The organism is Polaribacter sp. OB-PA-B3 (assembly GCF_054589375.1).
Map to the genome: position 1 here is coordinate 598,118 of NZ_BAAIIX010000002.1, position 24,236 is coordinate 622,353.

Here is a 24,236-nt window from a genome sequence, read left to right on the forward strand (position 1 = left end):
TAAATATCATAAAATACTGAAAATAAATTGTTTAAACTTACTTGTAAATAATTAAAAAACAGAGGTTTTTTTATTATAAAACCTTAAAATTTGCTATAATGAAACAAACATGTAATTATCAAAATCCTCATAAAAAAATAATAAAATTATTAGTATCATTGAAAGAGAATAAACTAATTTTGTTCTTGATTAATTTGTTAAAAATGAAATTTTTAATAGCTTAATTATATCATTAAAAAAAATCTTCTAGTTATATAAAGATGTTAGGACTACAATTTGAAACAGCGACTTCATGGGCAGAAATTGCCAAAGTAAATTTAGAACAAATATTAACAGATCATGCTTTTCTTGAACAAAAAGCAGCTTCTAACGCAGTATCTATTATTATAAATTATTCTGAAGAAACAGAGCTTGTTAAAGAAATGAGTAATATTGCCATTGAAGAGATGCAACACTTTAAAATGGTGCATTTACTTATGGTTAAAAGAGGAATGGTTTTAGGTAGAGAACAAAAAAACGATTACGCTGTTAGGCTCCAAAAATTTTTCACAAAAACAAAAGACAGAACAAATGCTTTAGTACAACGTTTACTAATTGCTGCGTTAATAGAGGCAAGAAGTTGCGAACGTTTTAAAGTTTTCTCTGAAAACATGGAAGATGAAGAGCTTTCTAAATTCTATAAAAATTTAATGATTTCTGAAGCAAATCATTACACAACTTTCTTGTCTTTTGCTAGAAAATATCAAGATAGAGAAATTGTAGACGAGAAATGGAATGCTTTGCTTGCATTTGAAGCTGAAATGATGAGAGAGCGTGGTAATAGCGCAAAAATTCACGGATAAACTTTAAATTTTTATAGTACATGTTTTCTAGAGCAGAAGCAGAATTAATACGTAAAGAATTTTGGACAAGTTTTGGTAAATCTTTTCCAAGAAAATGGTTACTATACAATACCAAAGTTAAAGGCTTATCTTTTAAATTTGTTGCTGATAGAAAAAAAGCTGCAGTTTGTTTAGATATCGAAAACCCTGATGAATTGCTAAACCTACTCTACTACGACCAAATGCTTTCTTTAAAAGTTCTATTAGAAACAGAAATACCAGAAGTAATATTTGATGATGATTTCTTGCTAGAAAATGGCAAAACTATTCATAGAATTTATGTTCCTTTTGATAAAAAATTTAGCATCCATAATAAAAATACATGGCGAGATTGTTATGAGTTTTTTGTAGATACAATGACCAAATTCGAAATGTTCTTCTACGAATATGAAGATGTTATTAAAAATATATAAATGTAATAAATACAAAAACCGTCTTTTAAAGACGGTTTTTTTTTGAACTATAATTAACTATTATTTTAAAAATTTAATGCTAAAAGGATAATTTGGTGCTTCATCATTATTCACTTTTATCGCGTTAATTATTGGAAAAATTAAATAGAATATACCAATAGTGATAAAACCTAAAATACCCAAACCAAACAATAAAATTAACGGAATACAAATTAGAATATAAATAAACATCGAAATTCTGAAGTTTAGAATTGCTTTTCCGTGTTCGTCAATTCCAAAAACCTCATCTTTTTTTAGCAACCATAAAATTAACGGAACTAAAAACCCACCGATTCCTGTTATAAAGTCTAATAACTGACTTAAATGCATAACTACTAATAATTGTTTGTCTTCTTTCATTTTATATTTAAAGGTTTTTAAAGTTGATTACCTATTGGACGCAAAAACCCTTGTTTTGTTACAAAAAACTTTAAAACGGCTTGTAATATAGCATTTGAGTTAAGAAGAAAACTATTTGAGCAAAACGAAAAAGAAGTACTAACGTAATTTTGTATTGAACAATTAAAAACATATAATTATGAATTATTTAAATATAGAAAAAGACCAAATATTACCAGTAGTAACAGAGTTAAACGTGCTATTAGCAGATTACCATGTATATTATCAAAAATTAAGAAACTTTCATTGGAATGTGTTAGGAGAAAACTTTTTTGACTTACATAACAGATTTGAAGAAATGTATAATGATACTAAAACTAAAATCGATGAAGTTGCAGAGAGAATTATCACTTTAAAATATCATCCAATCAGTAAATTATCAGATTATATAGAAATTTCTAGAGTAAAAGAGTCAAGTCCTTTACTTACTGATAAAGAAATGGTAGCAACAATTATAGAAGATCACAAAATCTTAATTGAGCAATTAAGCAAAGTTATAGATAGAGCAGACAAAGCGAATGATGAAGGTACAATAGATTTAATTGGTGCTTACATTAGAGAGTTAGAAAAATCTACTTGGATGTTAAATGCTTGGTCTAAAAATACCAAAGACGCTTTAGATACTAGTTTTGTTAAATAGTACTTTTTATTTCCAATTGAAATAGAGTATTAATTAAATAAAAATAAGATGAATAAAATAGTAGAAAAGTTAGAAACCTGGAAAGATATATTTATTAAAAACATACCAAACATTGCAATTGCATTGGTAGTTTTAATTATAGCATACTTTGCTTCTAGAGCAATGAATTCTATAGTAAACAGAACTATTGGTAAAAGAATCAGGCAAAAATCTGTTAGAGATTTAGTATCTAGAGTTGCCTCTGCAATTACCATTTTAGTTGGTTTGTATCTTGCCATGACAGTATTAAAGTTCGATGATACGTTAAAAACAATCGTTTCTGCTGCTGGGGTTTCTGGTATTGTTATTGGTTTAGCTCTACAAGGTACTTTATCTAATACAATATCTGGTGTGGTTTTATCATTCAGAAAAAACCTAAATATTGGTAATTGGGTAGAAACTAACGGTTATGCAGGTGAAGTTATCGATATCAACTTAAACTACTTTGTTATTAGAGAAGCTGATAATAATATGGTTGTTTTACCCAACAAAACTATTTTAGAAAATCCATTTAAAAATTATTCTTTAACAACTAAAATGAGGATTTCTATTGAATGTGGTGTAGAATATGGCGCTGATTTAAAGAAAGTTGAAAAACTTACCACAGAAACAATAAGGAAAAACTTTAATCAAGATGAAATAGGTAAAAAAGTTGAGTTTTATTTTACAGAATTCGGAGACAGTTCTATTAACTTTTTATGTAGATTTTGGGTAGATTCAGAAAATGCTTTAGAAAAGTTAAAAGCAAAAAGTAATGCAATTATACAAATTAAACAAGCATTCGATAAAGAAGGCATTAATATACCTTTCCCGATGAGAACTTTAGAGTTTGTGCCAAATAATAAATTAAACTTATCTCAAGTTAAAGAAAACCAAGATTCTGAAAAAGAAGAATCTTTAGAAAATGTATAACTAAATACATTAATAAATTTCAATTAATCTGTCAATTCATTTTGACAGATTTTTTTTGTTCCATTCACAAAAATCTTTATGTATTTTTGCATCATGATTAAAAACGATACTATTATTGCTTTGGCTACACCTTCTGGTGTTGGTGCAATTTCTGTAATTAGACTTTCTGGTGAAAATGCAATTGATATTGTAGATGCCAATTTTAAATCTATCAAAAAAGATAAAACATTAGCAATCCAAAAAACGCATACAATTCATTTGGGGCATATTATCGAGAATTCTATAATTATTGATGAAGTTTTAGTATCAGTTTTTAAAAATCCTAATTCTTATACTGGTGAAAATGTTGTAGAAATATCTTGTCATGGTTCTAGCTTTATTCAGCAAGAAATTATACAATTATTTCTAAAGAAAGGTTGTAGAATGGCAGATAATGGAGAATTTACCATGCGCGCATTTTTAAACGGTAAAATGGATTTATCGCAAGCGGAAGCTGTAGCTGATGTAATTGCTTCTAATTCGGCAGCTAGCCATCAAATGGCAATACAACAAATGCGTGGCGGTATTACTAATGAACTTAAAAATTTAAGAGCACAATTATTAGATTTTGCTGCCTTAATAGAGCTAGAGTTAGATTTTTCTGGTGAAGATGTAGAATTTGCAGACAGAACCAAATTTAAAGAATTGGTTGCAAAAATAACTTTTGTTTTAAAACGTTTAATCGATTCTTTTTCTTTTGGAAATGCCATGAAAAACGGAATTCCGGTTGCAATTATAGGAGAACCAAACGTAGGAAAATCTACACTTTTAAACGCTCTTTTAAACGAAGAAAAAGCTATTGTTTCTGATATTGCCGGTACAACAAGAGATGCCATTGAAGATGAATTAATTATTGATGGTGTTGCTTTTAGATTTATAGATACTGCGGGTATTAGAGAAACAGAAGATGTTGTAGAAAACATCGGAATTAAAAAAACGTATGAAAAAGCAGATAATGCACAATTGATTATCTTTTTAATAGATTCTAATAAATACGCATATTCTGGAGAAGATTTTTTAGATGAAATAGAAACTATTAAAAGCCGTTTTCCGAATAAAAGATTGTTGGTAATAGCCAATAAAATAGATACTTTATCGTGTCATGACAGTTCTATTTTACAATCAGATATCGAAAATTTACTTTTAGTATCTGCAAAAAGTAAAACAGGTTTAGAAACTTTAAAAGAAGAATTAACCTCTTTGGTAAATATTGGTGCTTTAAGTAACAACGAAACAATTGTAACTAATTCGCGTCATTTTGAGGCATTAAATAACGCTTTAACGGCTATAAATTCTGTACAGCAAGGTATCGATTTAGAAATTTCTACGGATTTATTTTCTATTGATATTAGAGAATGTTTGCGCTATTTAGGAAATATCACCGGAGAATATGATGTTGATAAAGATATTTTAGGTCATATTTTTAGTAATTTTTGTATCGGAAAGTAACTACCTTTCTTTTATTACATAACTACTTGTTTTTCTTTATTTTAACTAAATATATCTTCCTTTATTTGTTGCTTATTAGCTCTTTTTTGATTAAATTCGTTGTATAATCGTTGCCTTATTTCATTATTTGTTGCCCAAATAGATAAATAAAAACACATAGGAAATATTATGCACCATAATGCTACCTATTGACCCATAAGGCTACTTAACGCACCAAAAGGATGAGTAGTAACATATATCTTTTAAAAAATTGTCAGCAATGTAATAAGACATTTACAGCGCGAACAACTGTAACTAAGTATTGTAGTAATTCTTGTGGCAAGAAAGCTTGGAAACTAAGAAAAAGACAAGAAAAAATAAATGCTGCTATTTCTGAAACTGAAATAAAAAACGAAACAATCAATAATACTAACACAGTTCTTAATACAAATAAAGAATACTTAAGTATTACAGAAGCTTCTCAACTTATTGGTGTTAGCAGATGGACCATTCAGAGAATGGTTCAAAATGGACGTTTAAAAGCTGTACCATTTGGTAGAAAAAGAATAGTATCTAAAAAACAAATTGAAAATTTATTTAATGAATAAGCTATGAAAGTAACGCTAAGAAAAAGAAAGAAGAATAAAAATATAAGTTTATACCTCGACTATTATCATAAAGGTAAAAGAAAAACTGAATATTTAAGACTATACCTCACTCCTAACCCTAAAACTACAACAGAAAGAGAGGTTAATAAAAAAACCTTACAACTAGCTGAAACTATTTGCGCACAAAGACAGATTGAATTACAAAATGGAATCTATGGTTTTGATAATATTGAAAAATTAAAAGGCAGTTTTATTAGTTACATTAAGACATTAGCTGAAACCAAAAACAATAGTGCTGGTAATTATGGCAATTGGAATAGTATGTTAAAACATCTTGATAATTTTTGTCCAAATGATATAAGCTTTAAAGATGTTGATAAAACGTTTGTAGAGAATTTCAGAAACTATTTAGATAAAGATGCCATTGGTAGAGCAAATAAAAAACTATCTCAAAACTCAAAGCATTCTTATTTTGGTAAATTTATGGCTGCACTAAAACAAGCTGTTAAAGATGATATTCTAAAAATTAATCCTGGGCAAAATGTAAAGCATTTTAAACAAGGAGAACCTCAACGTGAATTTCTAACCTTAGATGAATTACAAGCAGCAGCAAAAACAGAATGTGAAATTCCTATTTTAAAAACCGCTTTTATATTTTCAACATTAACAGGCTTAAGATGGTCTGACATAGTAAAATTAAAATGGTCTGAAATTCAACATTCTAAAGAAATGGGTTATTACATCAGATTCACTCAAAAGAAAACAAAAGGAACACAAACCCTTCCTATATCAGAACAAGCAAGAACTTTATTAGGTGAAGAAGATAATCAAGAAAACCAAATTTTTAAAGGTTTGAATTATAGTGCTTGGTCAAATTTAAAATTACAACAGTGGATGATGAAAGCAGGAATAACAAAAACAATAACATTCCATTGTGCAAGACACACCTATGCTACTCTTCAATTAACACTAGGAACAGATATTTATACAGTTTCAAAACTATTAGGTCATAAAGAATTAAGAACAACTCAAATTTATGCCAAAGTTATTGATGACAAAAAAAGAGAAGCTGCTAACAAAATAAATTTAGACTTATAATGATAAACGATATTTACGCTTCCTTAATTTCCATAACAGAAGGAATCCATAAGGACAAAAAAAACGAACGTGATTATAAAGAACTAAATAGTACGTTTAAAATTAGTATAGCTTATAAAACCCCTCCTCTATTTACAATAAGTTTTACCGAAAAAGATTTTGGTGCTAAACGAAAATATTATAAAAAACTGATTGATATTGAAACTTGCAATAAGTTTAATAAATTAATTGATAGTTTTCCAGAGAATGCAATAGAACACGAACATATTTTCAATTATCAAAAAATCTTTGATCAATACAAACATTATCTACGAAATGTAGATAATTACATCAAAAAATATAATTTTCATAGAAAAAACATCCAAGAAGAGAACACATTTGTTATTCAGTATTTAAAAACAAATATGATCTGGTTGTATTTAGAATTACAAGAACGATTTGCTGAATATGGTGAAGAAGACAGATTTACAGTTGAGGAAATCTATAAACACCATTTTAATGAAGTTTTAAATGAATACGATATTGTTAAAAACAAGGATAAAACCACTAATAAAACAGAATTAAAATCAAATACAAAAGTCTCTAAGAAGCTAAATAAAAAAGTTTCATTTGGTTATTTAAAAGAAGATAAAAATTGGCTTTTAAAAATTTTAAAAAGATTACAGTTTAGTATTGATTTACTAGACACTTCAACAGATGTAGAGGATTTACATAAATTATTATTGACTGAAAACTTTAATCAAATTGAAAAGAAAATATATTTAGATTGTAAGACAACTGAATTTAAGTACGTTGTAAATAAATTAAAAATGCATTTTAAAAACTTGAATCCTACAATAATAGAATCTACAGGTCTATTTTATACTAAACTAGGGAAACCTTTAACTGCTCAAAACCTATATTCTAAAAATAACAATCCGTTAAAAAAAGAAAGTATAGACAATATCTTCAAACAAATACAATAAAAAACAATGAGATTTATTAGAAATCTCATTGTTATCTCCCACTCACCTAAAACTCTCACACTTTAAAAATCATTGTTTTTAAACCTTTGTATCGTTCTTGATAACCAAGAATGACATTTGGCCAGATGTCCTTATTTATTTTAAATCAATTTAAAGATGGACACAAATATCATCGAAAAATTAAACAGCATTGAAAAACTCATAATTGAGCATCAAACAATGCAAAAACAAGTATTAAATTTTAATGAAACGTGTAAGTATTTAGAGTTATCTCAATCTCACTTATACAAACTAACTAGTACAGGAGCAATTCCACATTACAAACCAAATGGTAAGAAAATCTATTTCAATAGACCAGAATTAGACCAATGGTTGTTACGTAATAAAATTGAATCGCAAGACGAAATCGAACAGCAAGCTGCTAATTATTTAATTAATGCAAAAACGGTAAAGCTATGACTGAAATAATCGATTTGCTACTAACAATGTCTCAAGAAATAAAAGACATTAAAGCACGTATAGATTTAATCAAATATCAAAAAGCTGAAAAGCTGAAAGATAATTGGATAGACAATCAAGAGGTAATGCAATCCTTACACATTAGTAAAAGAACATTACAAACTTTTAGAACAAATGGCACAATACCATATAGTAAGATTCAAGGAAAATTTTACTATAAAGTAGCTGACATTGAGCAATTACTGCAAGACAATTACTACAACCATAATTTTAGAAAAGATGGAAATAAGTAAAGCAGCAATACTCAACAAAACACATTATGGCATCAATATTTATGCTTATGTATTAAAACAGTATTATTCAAATCAAACAGTTCTTTCCTTAACAGGAAGGAGCTGTAAAATAATCAAGAATCCTTTTAATAAAGATAAAGAGACACTAAAAATTACGATTGAAAATAATATTGCTGTTCACATAGATACTGAATTAAGCAATTTTAAGGGCGATGTTTTTGATTTTGCGCAATTGTATTTTGATACTGAAAATTCTGAACAGTTGCTTATAAAAATAAGTGAAGCGTTACAATTAAATTTAAAATCGAAACCGAAGGAAGAAGATAAATTCTTTCACAATGCAGAAAATACTTGGATAGCTAAATGTAGCTTTTTCAAAGCTCCTATTAGAAATGTTTTTCCTGCGGATACTTTATGGCTTCATCAAATACATAGCTTAATCATTAGTACTAAATATAAAAGTGCTACAGAAAGTTATAGAAAAATAACTGATACAAAAGAAGCTCGAAAATTCAAAGCAAACAATTTCGACTATGTAACTTTTTCAGGAATATTTAAGAAAAGAAATGACAAAGAATTAATCAAACATTCAAATTTGTTAACCTTAGATTTCGACCATTTAGAAAATATCATTGAGCTAAAAAAACGTTTACTAAATGATGATTATTTTGATACTGAACTATTATTTACCTCACCTTCTGGTAAAGGTTTAAAATGGATTATTAGAATAGATATTTCTGAGATAACGCATTCAGAATATTTTAAGGCAGTAGCCAATTATTTAAGTTTCACCTATAATATTGAAGTAGACCAATCAGGTAAAGACGTTTCCAGAGCTTGTTTTTTATCATATGATCCAACTGCTTTTATAAATAAAAGACATCAAATAGTATGAATAAGAAGTTCCAACCTAAAGAATGGTTAAATAAACCTATAAATGAGTTAGTAACAACAAGTAACAAAACAGCAACAATCGTTGTTGAGCATTCTAGCAACAAAATAGAATTCTATATAAATGAAATAGAACGAAATGGTATTGATATTACTGTAAACTATACAAACTGGAGGAATATTGGTTTTGCAATTGCAGAAGAATATGGAGAATCTGGAAGGCAATACTTTCATAGAATAAGTAAGTTTCATTCAAGTTATGACAGTAAAGATTGCGATGAACAATATTCCAAATGCATCAATGCAAAAGGTCACGGAATTTCAATAGCTACTTTATATCATCACATACATCAAGCAGGTATCAGAATCACAGAGCAACAAGAAAGCAACAAATTTACAACAGCGAATGCAACAAGTTATGAAACAGATAATACAACACCAATTGAAACTATTAAGGATAATTTACCTACAATTTCAGAAAATGTATATCAAACCATTCCAGAGTTTTTAAAATTTGTTGTTGAACCTGCATCAAGCGCAGAAGAAAAAGATATTTTATTATTAGGTGCTGTTACAGCTTTTAGTGCGTGTTTACCCAAACTATTTGGTATTTACGACCAAAACAAAGTGCATAGCAACTTGTATTTATTTGTTACTGCCCCTGCTTCCGCAGGAAAAGGAAGGCTAAATAAAATTAAAAACTTAGTAGACCCAGTTCATAAATCTAAAAGAGAACAATCTAAAGTTTTAAAGCAACAATACGATTCAGAAATGAATGTATACAACCTACATAAAGGCAAAAGTGAAAAAGCAGAAAAACCTTCAAAACCTCCAGAACAAATGTTATTCATACCTGCTAACAATAGTGTAACAGGTGTATATCAATTAATATCTGATAATGATGGTAAAGGATTAATATTTGAAACTGAAGGAGATACCTTGGCACAAGCCTTTAAAAGTGATTATGGTAATTATTCTGATGGTTTTAGAAAAGCCTTTCATCACGAAACGATAAGTTATTACAGAAGAACAGATAGTGAATATGTAGATATCGAAAAACCTTGTTTATCAACAATTCTTTCAGGCACACCAAAACAAGTAGCTACATTAATTCCGAATGCAGAAAATGGGTTGTTCAGTAGATTTATGTTTTACTATATGAATATCAAACCAATTTGGAAAAATGTTTTCAATAATAGTAACAAACTAAATTTAGACGATTATTACAACAATCTAGGACTTCAATTTTTAGAGCTATATAAAACGTTACAAAACAATTCAGAAATTGAAATTCAACTTTCAACAAAACAGCAACAACAGTTCAATTCTTTCTTTGAATCGTTACAAACTAAATATTTAAACGTACAACCAGAGGAATACATTGCAACCATAAGAAGATTAGGTTTAATAGCATTTAGAATAATGATGATATTCTCAGTATTTAGAATTATGGAAGATGGTGATGTAAACAAAATTAGACAATGTGAAGATGAAGATTTTAACAATGCCATTTCTATAATTGCAACACTCGTAAACCATAGTAGCAAAGTGTTTAATGATTTACCCATTGAACCTAAAACACAAAAAAGGCTAAATAAAAAAGAGCGATTTTTAAATGAACTTTCTGCAAAATTTACAAGACAAGAGTATTTAAATATTGCAGATAAGTTTAGCATTCCTCACAAAACTGCTGAAGGCTATATGACTTCTTTTGTAAAAGCTAATTTAATTCATAGAGATGCACATAATTGCTATACAAACCCTGCAAAGGAAACCTAAGGATTTTAAGGAAACTAAGGAAGCAAAGGAGCAATCAACTCTTTTTGCTTTTTTTCTTAAAATCCTTAAATCCTTCAAATCCTCAAAGATATAAATTAAGAGTTTCTTTTTTGTTAATGATTAGTTAGTAACTATTAGTTGTCTTTACTTAATTCTTCTTTTCTTTTATTATATTAGTGATGTTTTTTAATCAACTTTATTTCAAAGTTAGATTATTGTGAAAAAGAAAAATAAATGTCATTATACCAAACATCTGTTCTAAAGAACTATATCAACCTACAAGAAAAAGAGGTTATTGTAAAAGCCTACAAAAAGTATGTCAAGTATTTTTTAAATCCTACCATTCAAGAAAATATACGTAGTTCTAAAGAAGAAGAATATCAAGGTATATTTTTAACAGAACTATTTGTAAATATTTTAGGCTATACATTAAAACCAAAAGCAGATTTTAATTTAGTTGCAGAATATAAAAATCAAACCAACTCACGAAAAGCAGATGGGGCAATATTACATAATGATATTGCTATTGGAGTAATAGAGTTAAAAGGCACAAAAACCAAAGATTTAGAAAGTATACGTAAACAAGCATTTGATTATAAAGCAAATCAAAAAGGATGTGTCTATGTAATTACATCTAATTTCGAGAAGTTACGATTCTATATTAATGATGCTACAGAGTTTGAAGAATTTAATTTATTTGAATTCACAAAAGAACGTTTTCAACTCTTCTATTTATGTTTACAAAAAGACAATATTATAAACAACGTTCCTTTAAAAATTAAAGAAGCATCTATAGTACAAGAAGAACAAATTACAAAAGAGTTTTACAAAGACTACTCACTCTTTAAAAGAGAATTATATAGAGATTTAGTAAAACAAAATGCCAAAAGATTAAAGAGTTCTGCTGTCATTTCGAGCACTGGTTCTAATGAAAGGAAAGTTTCATTAGGAGCAACTAACGAAGTTATAGAGAAATCTCAAGAACAACTTCAACTAGAAAAAAACGTAAAACTAACCCTCTTTAAAAAATCACAAAAATTAATAGATCGTTTCTTATTTATATTCTTTGCAGAAGATAGAGCTTTATTACCTGCAAATAGTACAGAGCTTATTTTAGAAAAATGGAAAGCAGACAACGATTTTGGGGATGAAAGACCATTGTACAATCTTTTTAAACAATACTTTCATTTTTTAGACCAAGGAAGACAAGGCACAAAAAGTAGAGACGAAATATACGCTTATAATGGTGGGTTATTTAAAGAAGATACTTTATTAGATGATTTAGAAATAGATAACGAATTATTATACAAACACACCCATAAATTAGCAGGGTATGATTTTGAAAGTCAAGTTGATGTTAATATTTTAGGACACATTTTCGAAAACTCTTTAAATGAAATAGAAAGCGTAAATGCAGAAATTGAAGGTGCTAATTTTGATAAGCAAACCAGCAAACGTAAAAAAGACGGAGTATTCTACACCCCAAAATACATTACCAAATACATAGTAGAAAATACAGTAGGTAAATTATGTGAAGAAAAGAAAGTAGCATTAGGTATTAAAGAAGAAGAATATTTTAAAGGACGTAAGAACAGAAATAAGTCTACAATTACAAAGTTAGTAGATTTGTTAGACACCTATAGAGATTGGTTGTTACAACTCACTATTTGTGACCCTGCTTGTGGTTCTGGAGCATTTTTAAACCAAGCATTAGATTTTTTAATAAAAGAGCATACGTATATAGATGAACTAAAAACAAAAGTATTAGGTGGTGGTTTTCAGTTTTCTGATATTGAAAATACCATATTAGAAAACAACATTTTTGGGGTAGATTTAAATGAAGAATCTGTAGAAATTGCCAAACTATCTTTATGGTTAAGAACTGCACAACCACGTAGAAAATTAAACGATTTAAGCAGTAATATAAAATGTGGTAATTCTTTAATTGATAGCAAAACAGTGGCAGGTGATAAAGCTTTCAATTGGGAAACTCAATTTCCACAAGTATTCGAAAAAGGTGGTTTTGATGTGATTATTGGAAATCCTCCTTATGTAAATGCAAATGAATTAAAAAAGAGCTTAACAAAAATTCAATATTCCTTTTTAAAATCAAATTATATTACTGCAAAAGGAACTGTTGATTTGTATATATATTTTTTCGAAAAAGGTTTAAAACTGATCAAAACAAAAGGAATATTATCTTACATAACACCCAATAGGTTTTTATCCGCAAGCTATGGAAAAGCGTTGAGAGAGCTTTTGGTATTGAAGTATGAAATTTCTGGATTAATTGATTATTCTGATAAAAAAGTATTTCAAGATGCAAGTACTTATCCAGTAATTTCTTTTTTAAAAAATAAGGAGAAAAAAGATTACAATGTGTCAACAGGTTATTTTGATGAAGATTCAAAACAAATAATTGAAACTAAATTTAAATCTGATAAACTTGATGTTTTAGAAGATTACATTTTAGGTTTTTTGCTAAACGATAAATTAGTAATTACTGAAAAAGTAATAAATCAATCTGAAAATTTACAAAACGTTGGTAAAATAAACGCAACATCAACTGCAAGTGAAGCCGATCTTTACTCTAATTTTATTAATGAAGAAGAAAATGGCTATAAACTAATAAATACAGGAACTATTGATCCATATTGTACAACTTGGGGATTAAGTGAATTAACAGATAAAGGAAAAAAAATATTAAAACCATCATTATCAAAAGAAAATAGGGAGATTTCAGAAAATAGACATAATCTATATTCTTCACCTAAAATTATAATAGCAAAAATTGGATTACGATGCGAATCCTTTTTTGATAATGAGGGTGATTATGCCTCAATAAACACAAATTGCATTCACTCTTTTAATAAAGATTATTTACCAGAGTATGTTCAATGTTGGATAAATTCCAAATTATATAATTATATGTTTGAATGCTTTTTTGATGGCTTAAGAATGTCTGGAGGTTATCTTCTTTTTTCTGCTCCAAATTTAAGAAATACATATATCAAGAAAATTCAAATAACTGAACAAGAGTTATTTGTAAAAGAATCAAAAAAACTTCATACAATATTTTACGATTTCAATTTAATGAAATCAAAATTACAAATCTACATTCAACAAAAATTCCAACTCCAAAAACTATCCAAAAAACTACAAAATTGGCAAGATTTAGAATTTGGAGACTTTATAAAAGAGCTAAACAAAGCCATTAAAACAAACAATAAGCAACGTTTAAAAGATAGCTTACAAGAAGTGCCAACCCTAACAAAAAAAGACGAGTTTGAGTGGTTAGACCTCTTTGAAGAAAACAAACAAAAAGCACAAGAGTTGCAAACCCAAATAAACCAAACAGACAAAGAAATCGACCAAATGGTTTATGAGTTGTATGGCTTAACAGAAGAAGAAATTGCAATTGTTGAGAACTCTTAAGTCATTGCGAGTTTACGAATCAATCTCTTAAAAATAGAAAAAGAATAGTATGAGTAAAGAAGAAAAAATTTATAATCGACTAATTTTAGTTGGCAATGGCTTTGATTTAGCTTTAGGGATGAAAACTTCTTACAATGATTTTTTGTTTTGGTATTTAAAAAGTTTACTAATAACTTCAGTTCAGAAAAAGCAGCGTTTTGATGATAGAAATATGAGTACAAAATATTTCTATTACAAAGATGAGCTAACTACTACTTATTGGAATAAGCTTTATGATAATAAACAATTATTAGAATTTATAGATAGGTATGATACGCTTAAAAAAATACAAGACTTACTCAAAGAAAATTCAAGAGTAATAATAGAAAGAGATTCATTACTGTTTAAAATGATATTTGATTCTTCTCTAAACTCTTGGGTAGATATTGAAAGAACCTATTATCATATTTTAAAGTTAAATCTAAAAGAAAAAAAAGAAGTTGAAAAATTAAATAATGATTTTAGCTTCTTAAAAAAACAATTAGAAACTTATTTATCAACTCTCAAAATACCAGAACTTAAAAGAGCGAGTTTTTCACAGTTTATAGAACATTTTTTTTATGGGGTAGATTACAATGAGGTTTTTGATGTAAATGAAAATGAACACTCAATAGGTACACAAAACTACTATTTCTTAAATTTTAATTATACAGATTCTCTTAAAAGTGTATTAGATTCTTTTTTCTTACAAAATACAAATAAGTCATTTAATCCAAGTTACCAATTAAACCATATTCACGGTAAATTAAATTCTAAAACTGAAAAAATAATATTTGGTTATGGAGATGAAATGGATAGTAAATATGAGGAAATACAAAATTTGAACGATAATTTATATTTAGAGAATATAAAATCGTTTCAATATTTTAGGAGTCCTAATTATAGAAATTTGTTAAGGTTTGTAAATTCTAATGAATATCAAGTTTGTATTTATGGGCATTCTTGTGGATTGTCAGATAGGGTTATGCTTAACGAAATTTTTGAAAACGAAAATTGCAAGTCAATAAAAGTGTATTATTATAAAGATGAAAATGATTTTAATAATAAGACTATGGAAATTTCAAGGCATTTTAAAGATAACAACTTAATGAGAAAAAAAATTGTAAACTTTAATGAAAAAGACAAAATACCTCAACTAGAAAAAGATTAGTATAAAATTGTAAAAGAAAAACAATACATTATGTCAGAAAAATTGCACTTTAATATCCTATCCTTTGATTGGCCAGAGGTAAAACCAACATTCTACTTTACAGCAGAGGAAACAGAAAATAGTCACCCCGTTTATAAATCTAAATGGTCTCCTAAAATATTAGAAGCCTTTCCAGAAGTAAACAGTACAGATAAAGAGTTTATTTATACAACCTACACGCAGCAAGTAGAAGGAGCTATTGGGTTAGAAATAAAAATGTTTAAAAAAGAACTTCAAATATATAAACAGTACCTTAAATTCAAAATTAGAAATCACTTTAAAGAAAAAGGGTTTATCGTAGTCAAAAATTTTATTGGAGATATTCAAATATGGTTAAAAGAAAAAAAAGAGATTCACCCATTATACAACAGATATTATAAATTTTCTTTAAAAATTCAATTTGCTCAGGTTTCAGAACACCCAGAACTAATTGTTTCTTTTGATGGTATGGCCAAGGTAATGAACATTCCTTTATCGGAAATTGAAGACACAACTTTGGTAAAAAGAACGGTATTTAATAACAGCGTATTCAATTATCAAAAATTAAAAGATCCTGATAAACAAGACTTTTACAATACCATAGAATTCGATAAAGCTTTCCCTTTATTGCGCAAAGATTTGGCAAAAGTTTACAACATTCCAGAGCCAGCTCCTGAACGTAGCAATAGATATATAAAGTATCTAAAAAATAGTACAACCTTTGCAAATGCTTACCTGTTAATAGAAGAATTTAAAGCAATAATTCCAATTTATGGCAAAAATTTTATTGAAGTACCCAAAAAACTAATAAACCACATAGACCCACAAAAAGGTTTATTAGAGTATGCAAATAAGAATAAAGGGCTTTTCCCAAAAAAAGAACTAGGAAAATTCAAACCATATAGAAGACCTGAAAATCCAAATATCAAATTCTTTTTCATTTATCACGAAAGTCATCAACCTCAAATAAAAACGCTCTATAAGTATTTAACAAAAGGTACAGGTGAAGGTACTTTTTATCAAAGTTTAGAAAGTTATATAAATATCAAAGCAAAATTGTCTAATGAACATTTTATAAAATATACAGATGTACACAATCCTATTCCAGAAATTATAGCGCAATTAGAACAAAAAGATTTTGACAAAGATTCAATTAGATATGCTGCATTTTATATCAGTCCTTTTGATAAGTTTACACCCAACAAAGAAGACAAATTAGTATATGTAAAAGTTAAAGAACTATTACTCAAAGAAGGTATTATTTCTCAAGTAATAGATTATAATAAAATGCAAATAGATATCAATAAACCTAAGAGTTATCAATATACATTGCACAATATATCTTTAGCTATACACGCTAAATTAGGAGGTGTTCCTTGGAAGTTGGCAGTTACAGAAAAAAAAGAATTAGTAATTGGTGTTGGTGCTTTTACTTTTCAAGATGCAAATAGACGCTATATTGCAAGTGCATTTAGTTTCCAAAACAATGGTTTGTTTAATGGTTTCGATTATTTTTCTGAAAGCAATAGTAAAGCTTTAGCAGGTAGTATATGTAATAAAATAAGAACTTTTTCTTCTCAGATAGAACCAGAAAAAGTAGTCATTCATTTCTATAAAGATATGAGCGAAAAAGAAATAGCACCTATAAAAAAAGGAATGAAATTGTTAGGCTTAAATGTCCCATTATATATTTTAAATATCAATAAAACTGAAGCACAAGATATTATTGCTTATGATAGTAATTGGTCTAATCTAATGCCAAAAAGTGGTACATATATTAGAATAGGTTTCAATAAGTTTTTACTATTCAATAATGCAAGGTATAAAAATGATTATAAATATCCTGCTGCAGAAGGTTATCCCTTCCCTATTAAAATTGGTATTTCAAGTCCAGATGAAGACGCTTTCGAAGATGCAAATATTATTACGGAGCTACTCACACAAGTGTATCAATTCAGTAGATTGTATTGGAAATCTTTAAGACAACAAAATGTACCAGTAACCATAAAATACCCAGAAATGGTTGCACAAATTGCACCTCTTTTTCAAGGTACAATTCATAAAGATTCTAAAGATAAATTGTGGTTTTTGTAAATACTTTGCACAACCATTGCATCATTAAATTTTTATCTTTGTAATTGTGAAATTTGTAACAGTCATATTATCCTTAATAATACTATTGCTTTCAGCAAAGCCTTGTTCTGATGGTCAAAACATAGAAGACCAGCATCAAGACGAAATAAGTGTTAATCACAATCATCAAGAAGATAGCGACGATTCTTGTCCTGTAACTTGTATTTGTAATTGTTGTGGTATGTCTATTACTTACGAACCAATCAAGACATTTGATTTAAAATTCAATATTAAAATTTCAACGGAGTTAATTTCTACATATCAACCTGTTTATAGGTTTAATTTTATTTCTAATATTTGGCAACCGCCACAAGTAATAAGCTAAAACAACACGATTTTAAATCAATTATTTAGTTAATTACAATTATAATTCAATGAATAAATATTTATTGAGCATAAAGCTCATATTAATACTTTGTCTATCATTACAGGCACAAACAACTGACATACAAATTAAAGTTATAACAGAGGCTGAAAACGAGCCTTTAATGGGTGCTACGGTTTACTTTGAAGCATTAGAAAAAGGTGCTGTAACTAATTTTGATGGTATTGCAGAATTTACAGAAATACCAAACGGTCAGCATCAAATAATAATTTCCTTTTTAGGTTTTGAAACATTTGAGACAACAATTCAAATTCCAAGTAATAATGAATTAGTGTTTAAACTAAAAGAGGGCGGCAATCAATTAGATGCTGTAGTACTGCAATCTACAAGAAGCACAAGAACAGTACGAAAAATACCTACACGTATCGAGTTTATCGGTGCAGAGGAATTAGGAGAAAAAGCAATAATGAACCCAACTAATATTTCTATGGTGCTTCGTGAAAGTACAGGAATACAGATGCAACAAACATCATTAAGTAGTGGGAGTACCAATATTCGTATTCAAGGATTGGATGGTAGGTATACACAGCTTTTAAGAGATGGTTTTCCATTATATGGTGGTTTTTCAAGTGGATTAAGTATTTTACAAATACCACCTTTAGACTTACAACAATTTGAGATTATTAAAGGAAGTTCATCAACACTTTACGGTGGAGGTGCTATTGCAGGATTAGTAAATATGGTATCTAAAACACCAGACGAAGAACCTACATTAGATATAATGCTCACGCAGACACAAGCGTTAGGAAGTACAGCTAATGTATTTTATAGCAAACGAAATAAAAAATTTGGTTTTTCACTTTATGGCTCTGGTCATTATCAAAAAGTATACGACCCAGAAGATGATGGCTTTAGCAATCTACCAAAAACAACATCAATTTCTTTTAATCCTAAACTGTTTTATTATCCATCCTATAAAACAACACTTTGGTTCGGATTAAACGGAACGTATGATGATAGAATTGGTGGAGATATTACCAAAATTGAAAGTGGAGAAAATGGCATACATCAATATACTGAAGAAAATAATTCTAAAAGATTAAGTAGTCAATTGGTGTATCAAACGCAATTAGATTCTGTTAGTTCATTAGAATTTAAAAATAGTGTCTCTTTTTTTGATAGGAATTTAACTGTTCCTTATTTTAATTTTGATGGTCAGCAAACAAACACTTTTACTGAAATCACATATACCAAAGCATCAGAAAAAACAGATTGGATAATTGGAGCTAATCTATATACATCAAATTTTGATGAAAATGACAGTGCAACTTTACAACGTGACCAAAAGGATGTAACTGCTGGAGTTTTTGTAAATAATACTTATGATATATCAGAAAACTGGATTTTGGAAACAGGTTTAAGAGCAGATTATAATACTGATTTCGGTTTCTTTCCACTTCCAAGAATTTCATTACTATATAAAAATAATAGTGGATTTTCAAGTAGAATTGGTGGAGGTTTAGGGTATAAAATTCCAGATATTTTTACAGAAGAAGCAGAGTATATAAATTTCGAAAATGTTCTTGCAATAGATAAATCCACAGTAAATGCAGAACGTTCTTATGGTGTTAATTTCGATTTCAACTATCAAACACGTTTAACTGATGAGATTGGTTTTTCTGTAAATCAATTATTCTATGTTACTGCTATTAATGATGGGTTGCTTTTAAATTCAACAGATAACGGATTATTTCAGTTTGAAAATGCACCAGATGAAATCTTTAGTAAAGGAGCTGAAACAAATATTAAATTTACTTACAAAGACTTTAGATGGTTTTTAAACTATGCGTTTATTGATACCAAACTAAATTATTTACCTGGTAATCCTCAAAAACCATTAACAGCAAAACATAATGCAGGTAGTGTATTAATGTATGAGTCTGAAAAGTGGCGAATTGGTTATGAAACCTACTATACAGGAAAACAATTTTTATCTAATGGAACAGAAACTACAGATTTTGTTACTATGGGTTTGTTGGTTTTGCGTAACTTTAAATTAGGTAGTGTATTTGTGAACTTTGAAAACTTTACAGATAGAAGACAAAGCAGATTTTCACCTTTGGTTTTACCACCACACGAGAATCCTGTATTTCCAGAGATTTATGCACCTACAGATGGTTTTATATTTAGTGTAGGGCTTATTATTAAACCATTCGGAAACGAAGACCACGATTAGTTATGGAAACAATAGAACAATTATTAGAATCAAAAGATATTCGAGTTACAGCAATGAGATTACTCATTTATAAGTTTCTAGCTGAAAAAGAAATTGCAGTAACATTAAGCGATATTGAAAAAGCATTTGAAAAAGCAGATAGAACTACGCTTTACAGAACCATAAAAACTTTTGAAGAAAAGGATATTGTACATCAAATAGACGATGGTACAGGTATTACCAAATACGCTTTATGTGAACAAGGTTGTAATTGTGATATAAAGACCGATTTACACTTACATTTCCATTGTAACAATTGCAATGAAACCATTTGCTTAACAGACCATAAAATACCTCAAATAAAAGTTCCTGATGGTTTTGTTTCTGAAAATGTAAACTTGGTTGTAAAAGGTATATGTGATAAGTGTAGTGGATAATAAATGCACTTCCATTGCACTAACTATTGTACTACTTTTATTGAAAATTAATGTATATGAAGTTAAATACTAAAATACCAAGCAATTTAAAAGTTGCTTTTGAAAGTGAATTGGAAAAATATAGACAACATCTTAATTCTGGTAATTATAAAGATGCTTGGTATCATTTAGAACGAAGTCATATCATAGGGCAATCTTATCCTATAGAACATACTTATTCACATTGGTTAATGCTAAAATTTGGATTTATGCAAAAAGATACTAAAGAAGTACTCGGTCAAATTATTAGGTTACTTGTTGGTGGTTGGAAATCATTTATTGACCACGTTCCACTTGGCAATACAGGTGGTGCAAACGTACCACCATTAAAGCGTATGCCCATTCCTAAAGATATTAAAGAATTATTATATAAATAAAACGCCAGTTGAATGATATTTAAAAATAAAATTATTCTTTTTTATTTTTTTGTTAAATATTTAAAAGCAAAACAATGATTCTATTTACTTATTTTATATTTATTTCCTATTTGTTTTTGTAATCAGGTCTATATTGTTGTGGCAGAGAACAGGTATAAATCCTTTGACCTTCAATAAAACTGATGATGCTCACGGTTTTAATGGTAAGATTTTTACATTTATTACAATTTTTGAACTCATTATTGTTGGTGTCTATGCTTTCAAAAAAGAGTGGTACGAATATTTATTACCTTTTTGGTATTTAGAAAATCCTATTTTACAAAAAATTGGATGGGCATTTTTGTTTACATCATTGATTTTAGTGTGGATTTCTCAAAGCCAAATGTCAACCTCTTGGAGAATTGGAATTGATGAAAAGAACAAAACCAAATTAGTAATAAATGGAATGTTTTCAATTTCAAGAAACCCAATTTTTCTTGGAATTATAATAGCAAATATTGGATTGTTTTTAGTAATTCCGAACGCTTTTACTTTATTGATAATTTCATTATCTACAATAAGTATAAACACACAAATTAGATTAGAAGAAGAATTTTTAAAACGAGAGTTTGGAGATGAGTATATAAAGTATGCTAAAAAAGTAAGACGTTGGTTATAAATATGTTGTATTAGAATAATAATGAAAAAAAAGAAAGTCAATTTAAGAGATTTAAAACCAAATTCAGAAGAACAACATTCTCACGATGATGGTCACGACCACGGAGATGGTAGCGCATTCAAATCATACATTCCTGCTATCATAAGTTTTGTAATGTTAATTGTAGGTATCACTGTAGATTATTTTATTGCGATTCCTCAATTTAAAGGATGGATTCGAGTAGTTTGGTACACTTTAGCATATATTCCAGTTGGATTTCCAGTAGTAAAAGAGGGTTGGAATAGCATTAAAAAGGGCGAAGTTTTTACAGAGTTCTTTTTAATGTCTATTGCCACGATTGGTGCATTTATAATTGGTGAATATCCAGAAGGTGTTGCAGTTATGCTATTTTATGCAGTAGGTGAGTTATTTCAAAATGCAGCAGTAAATAGAGCAAAAGGAAATATTAAAGCATTATTAGATGTTAGACCAAAAGAAGCCAATGCATTTCGTGATGGTGACTATATAAGTGTGTCGCCAGAAGCTGTAAATATTGGAGAGAAAATTCAAGTTCGAGTAGGTGAAAAAATTCCATTGGATGGTATTTTATTATCCGAAAAAGCATCTTTAAATACTGCAGCATTAACAGGCGAAAGTAAACCAGATACAATTGCAAAAGGCGAAAAAGTATTTGCAGGTAGTATTAATATGGATGGCGTTATTGAAATTGAAACCACAAAAGAATTTAAAGATAGTTCCATTGCTCGGATTTTGGATATGGTACAGAACGCAACAGCTCGCAAATCTAAAACAGAATTATTCATCAGACAATTTGCTCGCATATATACACCAATTGTAGTGTTTTTAGCTATTGGCGTTACTTTCCTACCTTACTTTTTTGTTGATGATTATGTATTTAGAGATTGGTTATACAGAGCATTAATTTTCTTGGTAATATCTTGTCCTTGTGCGTTGGTAATTTCAATTCCATTAGGATATTTCGGTGGATTGGGAGCAGCTTCAAAAAATGGAATCTTATTTAAAGGTGCTTCATTTTTAGATGCAATGACCAAGATAAATACTTTAGTAATGGACAAAACAGGAACAGTTACCAAAGGTGTTTTTAAAATCAAAGAAGTAAAAGCAATCGGTTGTAATGAAACCGAATTTATGCAATACTTAATGGCGATGGAAGAACAATCCACGCATCCAATCGCTAAAGCAATTTTAGAGTATAAAGCAGAAGGAGAATATTTTGAAGCTACCGAAGTATCTGAAATTGCAGGTAAAGGTTTAAGAGGGATTGTAAATGGTAAAACAGTTTTAGTAGGTAACAAAGCCTTAATGATTGCCAATAGTATTGATGTTCCAACTGAAACGAAATCTATTGTAGAATCTATCGTTTTAGTTGCAATCGATAATCAATTTGCAGGTTATGTAGTAATAGCAGATGAATTAAAAGAGGATGCAAAAGAAACAATTACAGATTTACATAAAGTAGGTATTAAAAATATTATGATGCTTTCTGGTGATAAAGATTCGATAACGCAACAAGTAGCCAAAGAGTTAAATATTGAAATTGCTAAAGGTGGTTTACTACCAGAAGATAAATTAAACGAAGTAGAAATTTTAAAGAAAAATCCTGAAAATAAAGTAGCTTTTATAGGTGATGGTATTAACGATGCACCAGTTTTAGCAGCGAGTAATGTTGGTATTGCAATGGGTGGTTTAGGTAGTGATGTCGCTATTGAAACAGCAGATGTGATCATTCAAACAGACCAACCTTCAAAAGTGGTAAAGGCGATTAAAATTAGTCGTTCTACACGTAAAGTAGTTTGGCAGAACATCATATTAGCTTTTGGTGTTAAAGTGATTGTATTGTTTTTAGGAGCAGGTGGTTTAGCTACAATGTGGGAAGCGGTATTTGCAGATGTAGGAGTAGCATTATTAGCAATTTTAAACGCAGTCAGATTACAACGGATGAGATGGAGTTAACCACTAAACTTATGTTAAACAAAACCAACATTTGTTAAATTTTCGTAACTTCGCAATCAGTATGAAACAAGTATTCCATAAAATAATGTCTTTAGCAATGGCTTTTGTAGTGTTATTCTCTACAATGTCATTTACTATGAATATGCATTATTGCGGAGATACTTTAGTAGAAACGGCTATTTTCCATAAAGCCAAAGGTTGCGGTATGGAAATGGAAAAACCTTCTACTGAAGGATGTTCTATTACCAAGAAAAATTGTTGCGATGATAAACAATTAGCAATTGAGGGTCAAGACGAACTTCAATTACAAGTTGACAAAATTTCATTTGAACAACAGGTATTCATTGCTTCATTTGTTTACACATATATTAACCTTTTTGAAGGTATAAAAAATAATGTATCTTCTTACGAAGAGTACAAACCGCCACTCGTCATAAGGCAACTCTACAAAATTGACGAGACGTATTTAATTTGATTTTTAAACTTTAGACTGTTTTATCCAATGGCTTTGTGTCATAAGGATAATTTGTTGTATTCGGTGTTTTCTAAACAT

23 protein-coding genes are annotated in these 24,236 nt (G+C 28.7%); 22 read left to right on the top strand and 1 reads right to left on the bottom strand.

Features of this window, described 5'->3' with window-relative positions; translation table 11 throughout:
- The first annotated feature begins 260 nt into the window (after positions 1–260).
- Positions 261–842, top strand: coding sequence for a MiaE family protein (locus ACYPV9_RS06530; RefSeq protein ID WP_299059602.1), 582 nt, complete (start codon positions 261–263; stop codon positions 840–842).
- A 20-nt stretch (positions 843–862) separates the two neighbouring features.
- Positions 863–1,294, top strand: coding sequence for a DUF4268 domain-containing protein (locus ACYPV9_RS06535; protein ID WP_299059599.1), 432 nt, complete (start codon positions 863–865; stop codon positions 1,292–1,294).
- Between the two features lie 60 nt (positions 1,295–1,354).
- Here the strand turns inward: ACYPV9_RS06535 and ACYPV9_RS06540 are convergent, their stop codons facing one another.
- Complete coding sequence (locus tag ACYPV9_RS06540; protein WP_299059596.1) at positions 1,355–1,693, bottom strand: DUF4870 domain-containing protein; 339 nt, start codon at positions 1,691–1,693, stop codon at positions 1,355–1,357.
- Positions 1,694–1,871: 178 nt separating this feature from the next.
- Between ACYPV9_RS06540 and ACYPV9_RS06545 the strand changes: the two genes are divergently transcribed.
- The 20 genes from ACYPV9_RS06545 to ACYPV9_RS06640 all read left to right on the top strand — a co-directional run bounded on the left by ACYPV9_RS06545 (position 1,872) and on the right by ACYPV9_RS06640 (position 24,158).
- The gene (locus ACYPV9_RS06545) at positions 1,872–2,372 is read left to right on the top strand and encodes a Dps family protein (RefSeq protein WP_299059593.1); all 501 of its coding nucleotides are present in this window, start codon (positions 1,872–1,874) and stop codon (positions 2,370–2,372) included.
- Between the two features lie 48 nt (positions 2,373–2,420).
- Positions 2,421–3,323 (top strand): mechanosensitive ion channel family protein, encoded by a 903-nt coding sequence (locus ACYPV9_RS06550; RefSeq protein ID WP_459742462.1) that lies wholly within the window; start codon positions 2,421–2,423, stop codon positions 3,321–3,323.
- A 93-nt stretch (positions 3,324–3,416) separates the two neighbouring features.
- The gene (gene mnmE, locus ACYPV9_RS06555; RefSeq protein ID WP_459742464.1) at positions 3,417–4,811 is read left to right on the top strand and encodes a tRNA uridine-5-carboxymethylaminomethyl(34) synthesis GTPase MnmE; all 1,395 of its coding nucleotides are present in this window, start codon (positions 3,417–3,419) and stop codon (positions 4,809–4,811) included.
- Positions 4,812–5,032: 221 nt separating this feature from the next.
- Entirely contained in the window at positions 5,033–5,398 is a 366-nt protein-coding gene (locus ACYPV9_RS06560; protein WP_109405240.1) for a helix-turn-helix domain-containing protein, read from the top strand.
- A gap of 3 nt (positions 5,399–5,401) precedes the next feature.
- A complete protein-coding gene (locus ACYPV9_RS06565; protein ID WP_299059582.1) occupies positions 5,402–6,496 on the top strand; it encodes a site-specific integrase in 1,095 nt (364 codons plus the stop codon).
- Positions 6,496–7,461, top strand: coding sequence for a DUF6617 family protein (locus tag ACYPV9_RS06570; protein ID WP_459742468.1), 966 nt, complete (start codon positions 6,496–6,498; stop codon positions 7,459–7,461). Before ACYPV9_RS06565 ends, ACYPV9_RS06570 begins: the two co-directional genes overlap by 1 nt.
- A 156-nt stretch (positions 7,462–7,617) precedes the next feature.
- Positions 7,618–7,920, top strand: a complete 303-nt coding sequence (locus ACYPV9_RS06575) for a helix-turn-helix domain-containing protein (RefSeq protein ID WP_109405243.1) — start codon at positions 7,618–7,620, stop codon at positions 7,918–7,920.
- A complete protein-coding gene (locus tag ACYPV9_RS06580; RefSeq protein ID WP_299059573.1) occupies positions 7,917–8,213 on the top strand; it encodes a helix-turn-helix domain-containing protein in 297 nt (98 codons plus the stop codon). The genes ACYPV9_RS06575 and ACYPV9_RS06580 overlap by 4 nt, the downstream gene beginning before the upstream one ends.
- Positions 8,200–9,108 carry a BT4734/BF3469 family protein gene (locus tag ACYPV9_RS06585; protein WP_459742471.1) on the top strand — a complete coding sequence of 303 codons (909 nt, stop codon included), beginning with the start codon at positions 8,200–8,202 and terminating at the stop codon, positions 9,106–9,108. The genes ACYPV9_RS06580 and ACYPV9_RS06585 overlap by 14 nt, the downstream gene beginning before the upstream one ends.
- Positions 9,105–10,883 (top strand): DUF3987 domain-containing protein, encoded by a 1,779-nt coding sequence (locus ACYPV9_RS06590; protein WP_459742473.1) that lies wholly within the window; start codon positions 9,105–9,107, stop codon positions 10,881–10,883. The genes ACYPV9_RS06585 and ACYPV9_RS06590 overlap by 4 nt, the downstream gene beginning before the upstream one ends.
- A gap of 234 nt (positions 10,884–11,117) precedes the next feature.
- Positions 11,118–14,318 (top strand): Eco57I restriction-modification methylase domain-containing protein, encoded by a 3,201-nt coding sequence (locus ACYPV9_RS06595; RefSeq protein ID WP_459742475.1) that lies wholly within the window; start codon positions 11,118–11,120, stop codon positions 14,316–14,318.
- Positions 14,319–14,367: 49 nt separating this feature from the next.
- Positions 14,368–15,507: an AbiH family protein gene (locus tag ACYPV9_RS06600; RefSeq protein WP_459742477.1), complete on the top strand. Its 1,140-nt coding sequence runs from the start codon at positions 14,368–14,370 to the stop codon at positions 15,505–15,507.
- Positions 15,508–15,537: 30 nt separating this feature from the next.
- Positions 15,538–17,619 (top strand): Piwi domain-containing protein, encoded by a 2,082-nt coding sequence (locus ACYPV9_RS06605; RefSeq protein ID WP_459742479.1) that lies wholly within the window; start codon positions 15,538–15,540, stop codon positions 17,617–17,619.
- A gap of 46 nt (positions 17,620–17,665) precedes the next feature.
- Positions 17,666–17,983, top strand: a complete 318-nt coding sequence (locus tag ACYPV9_RS06610; protein WP_459742481.1) for a DUF6660 family protein — start codon at positions 17,666–17,668, stop codon at positions 17,981–17,983.
- A gap of 49 nt (positions 17,984–18,032) precedes the next feature.
- Positions 18,033–20,219, top strand: a complete 2,187-nt coding sequence (locus tag ACYPV9_RS06615; RefSeq protein WP_459742483.1) for a TonB-dependent receptor — start codon at positions 18,033–18,035, stop codon at positions 20,217–20,219.
- 2 nt (positions 20,220–20,221) lie between these two features.
- Positions 20,222–20,635, top strand: a complete 414-nt coding sequence (locus tag ACYPV9_RS06620; RefSeq protein WP_459742485.1) for a Fur family transcriptional regulator — start codon at positions 20,222–20,224, stop codon at positions 20,633–20,635.
- Positions 20,636–20,691: 56 nt separating this feature from the next.
- Entirely contained in the window at positions 20,692–21,051 is a 360-nt protein-coding gene (locus ACYPV9_RS06625; protein WP_109405252.1) for a DUF3703 domain-containing protein, read from the top strand.
- A 163-nt stretch (positions 21,052–21,214) separates the two neighbouring features.
- Positions 21,215–21,709 (top strand): methyltransferase family protein, encoded by a 495-nt coding sequence (locus tag ACYPV9_RS06630; RefSeq protein ID WP_459742487.1) that lies wholly within the window; start codon positions 21,215–21,217, stop codon positions 21,707–21,709.
- A 21-nt stretch (positions 21,710–21,730) separates the two neighbouring features.
- The gene (locus tag ACYPV9_RS06635; RefSeq protein WP_459742489.1) at positions 21,731–23,683 is read left to right on the top strand and encodes a heavy metal translocating P-type ATPase; all 1,953 of its coding nucleotides are present in this window, start codon (positions 21,731–21,733) and stop codon (positions 23,681–23,683) included.
- Positions 23,684–23,744: 61 nt separating this feature from the next.
- Positions 23,745–24,158 carry an HYC_CC_PP family protein gene (locus ACYPV9_RS06640; RefSeq protein ID WP_235869128.1) on the top strand — a complete coding sequence of 138 codons (414 nt, stop codon included), beginning with the start codon at positions 23,745–23,747 and terminating at the stop codon, positions 24,156–24,158.
- Positions 24,159–24,236 lie beyond the last annotated feature (78 nt).

Excerpts from the sequence above, each read along its gene's own strand:
- ACYPV9_RS06530 (WP_299059602.1), top strand. The coding sequence starts at position 261 with ATGTTAGGACTACAATTTGAAACAGCGACTTCATGGGCAGAAATTGCC.
- ACYPV9_RS06535 (WP_299059599.1), top strand. The coding sequence starts at position 863 with ATGTTTTCTAGAGCAGAAGCAGAATTAATACGTAAAGAATTTTGGACA.
- ACYPV9_RS06540 (WP_299059596.1), bottom strand. The coding sequence starts at position 1,693 with ATGAAAGAAGACAAACAATTATTAGTAGTTATGCATTTAAGTCAGTTA.
- ACYPV9_RS06545 (WP_299059593.1), top strand. The coding sequence starts at position 1,872 with ATGAATTATTTAAATATAGAAAAAGACCAAATATTACCAGTAGTAACA.
- ACYPV9_RS06550 (WP_459742462.1), top strand. The coding sequence starts at position 2,421 with ATGAATAAAATAGTAGAAAAGTTAGAAACCTGGAAAGATATATTTATT.
- mnmE (WP_459742464.1), top strand. The coding sequence starts at position 3,417 with ATGATTAAAAACGATACTATTATTGCTTTGGCTACACCTTCTGGTGTT.
- ACYPV9_RS06560 (WP_109405240.1), top strand. The coding sequence starts at position 5,033 with ATGAGTAGTAACATATATCTTTTAAAAAATTGTCAGCAATGTAATAAG.
- ACYPV9_RS06565 (WP_299059582.1), top strand. The coding sequence starts at position 5,402 with ATGAAAGTAACGCTAAGAAAAAGAAAGAAGAATAAAAATATAAGTTTA.
- ACYPV9_RS06570 (WP_459742468.1), top strand. The coding sequence starts at position 6,496 with ATGATAAACGATATTTACGCTTCCTTAATTTCCATAACAGAAGGAATC.
- ACYPV9_RS06575 (WP_109405243.1), top strand. The coding sequence starts at position 7,618 with ATGGACACAAATATCATCGAAAAATTAAACAGCATTGAAAAACTCATA.
- ACYPV9_RS06580 (WP_299059573.1), top strand. The coding sequence starts at position 7,917 with ATGACTGAAATAATCGATTTGCTACTAACAATGTCTCAAGAAATAAAA.
- ACYPV9_RS06585 (WP_459742471.1), top strand. The coding sequence starts at position 8,200 with ATGGAAATAAGTAAAGCAGCAATACTCAACAAAACACATTATGGCATC.
- ACYPV9_RS06590 (WP_459742473.1), top strand. The coding sequence starts at position 9,105 with ATGAATAAGAAGTTCCAACCTAAAGAATGGTTAAATAAACCTATAAAT.
- ACYPV9_RS06595 (WP_459742475.1), top strand. The coding sequence starts at position 11,118 with ATGTCATTATACCAAACATCTGTTCTAAAGAACTATATCAACCTACAA.
- ACYPV9_RS06600 (WP_459742477.1), top strand. The coding sequence starts at position 14,368 with ATGAGTAAAGAAGAAAAAATTTATAATCGACTAATTTTAGTTGGCAAT.
- ACYPV9_RS06605 (WP_459742479.1), top strand. The coding sequence starts at position 15,538 with ATGTCAGAAAAATTGCACTTTAATATCCTATCCTTTGATTGGCCAGAG.
- ACYPV9_RS06615 (WP_459742483.1), top strand. The coding sequence starts at position 18,033 with ATGAATAAATATTTATTGAGCATAAAGCTCATATTAATACTTTGTCTA.
- ACYPV9_RS06620 (WP_459742485.1), top strand. The coding sequence starts at position 20,222 with ATGGAAACAATAGAACAATTATTAGAATCAAAAGATATTCGAGTTACA.
- ACYPV9_RS06625 (WP_109405252.1), top strand. The coding sequence starts at position 20,692 with ATGAAGTTAAATACTAAAATACCAAGCAATTTAAAAGTTGCTTTTGAA.
- ACYPV9_RS06635 (WP_459742489.1), top strand. The coding sequence starts at position 21,731 with ATGAAAAAAAAGAAAGTCAATTTAAGAGATTTAAAACCAAATTCAGAA.
- ACYPV9_RS06640 (WP_235869128.1), top strand. The coding sequence starts at position 23,745 with ATGAAACAAGTATTCCATAAAATAATGTCTTTAGCAATGGCTTTTGTA.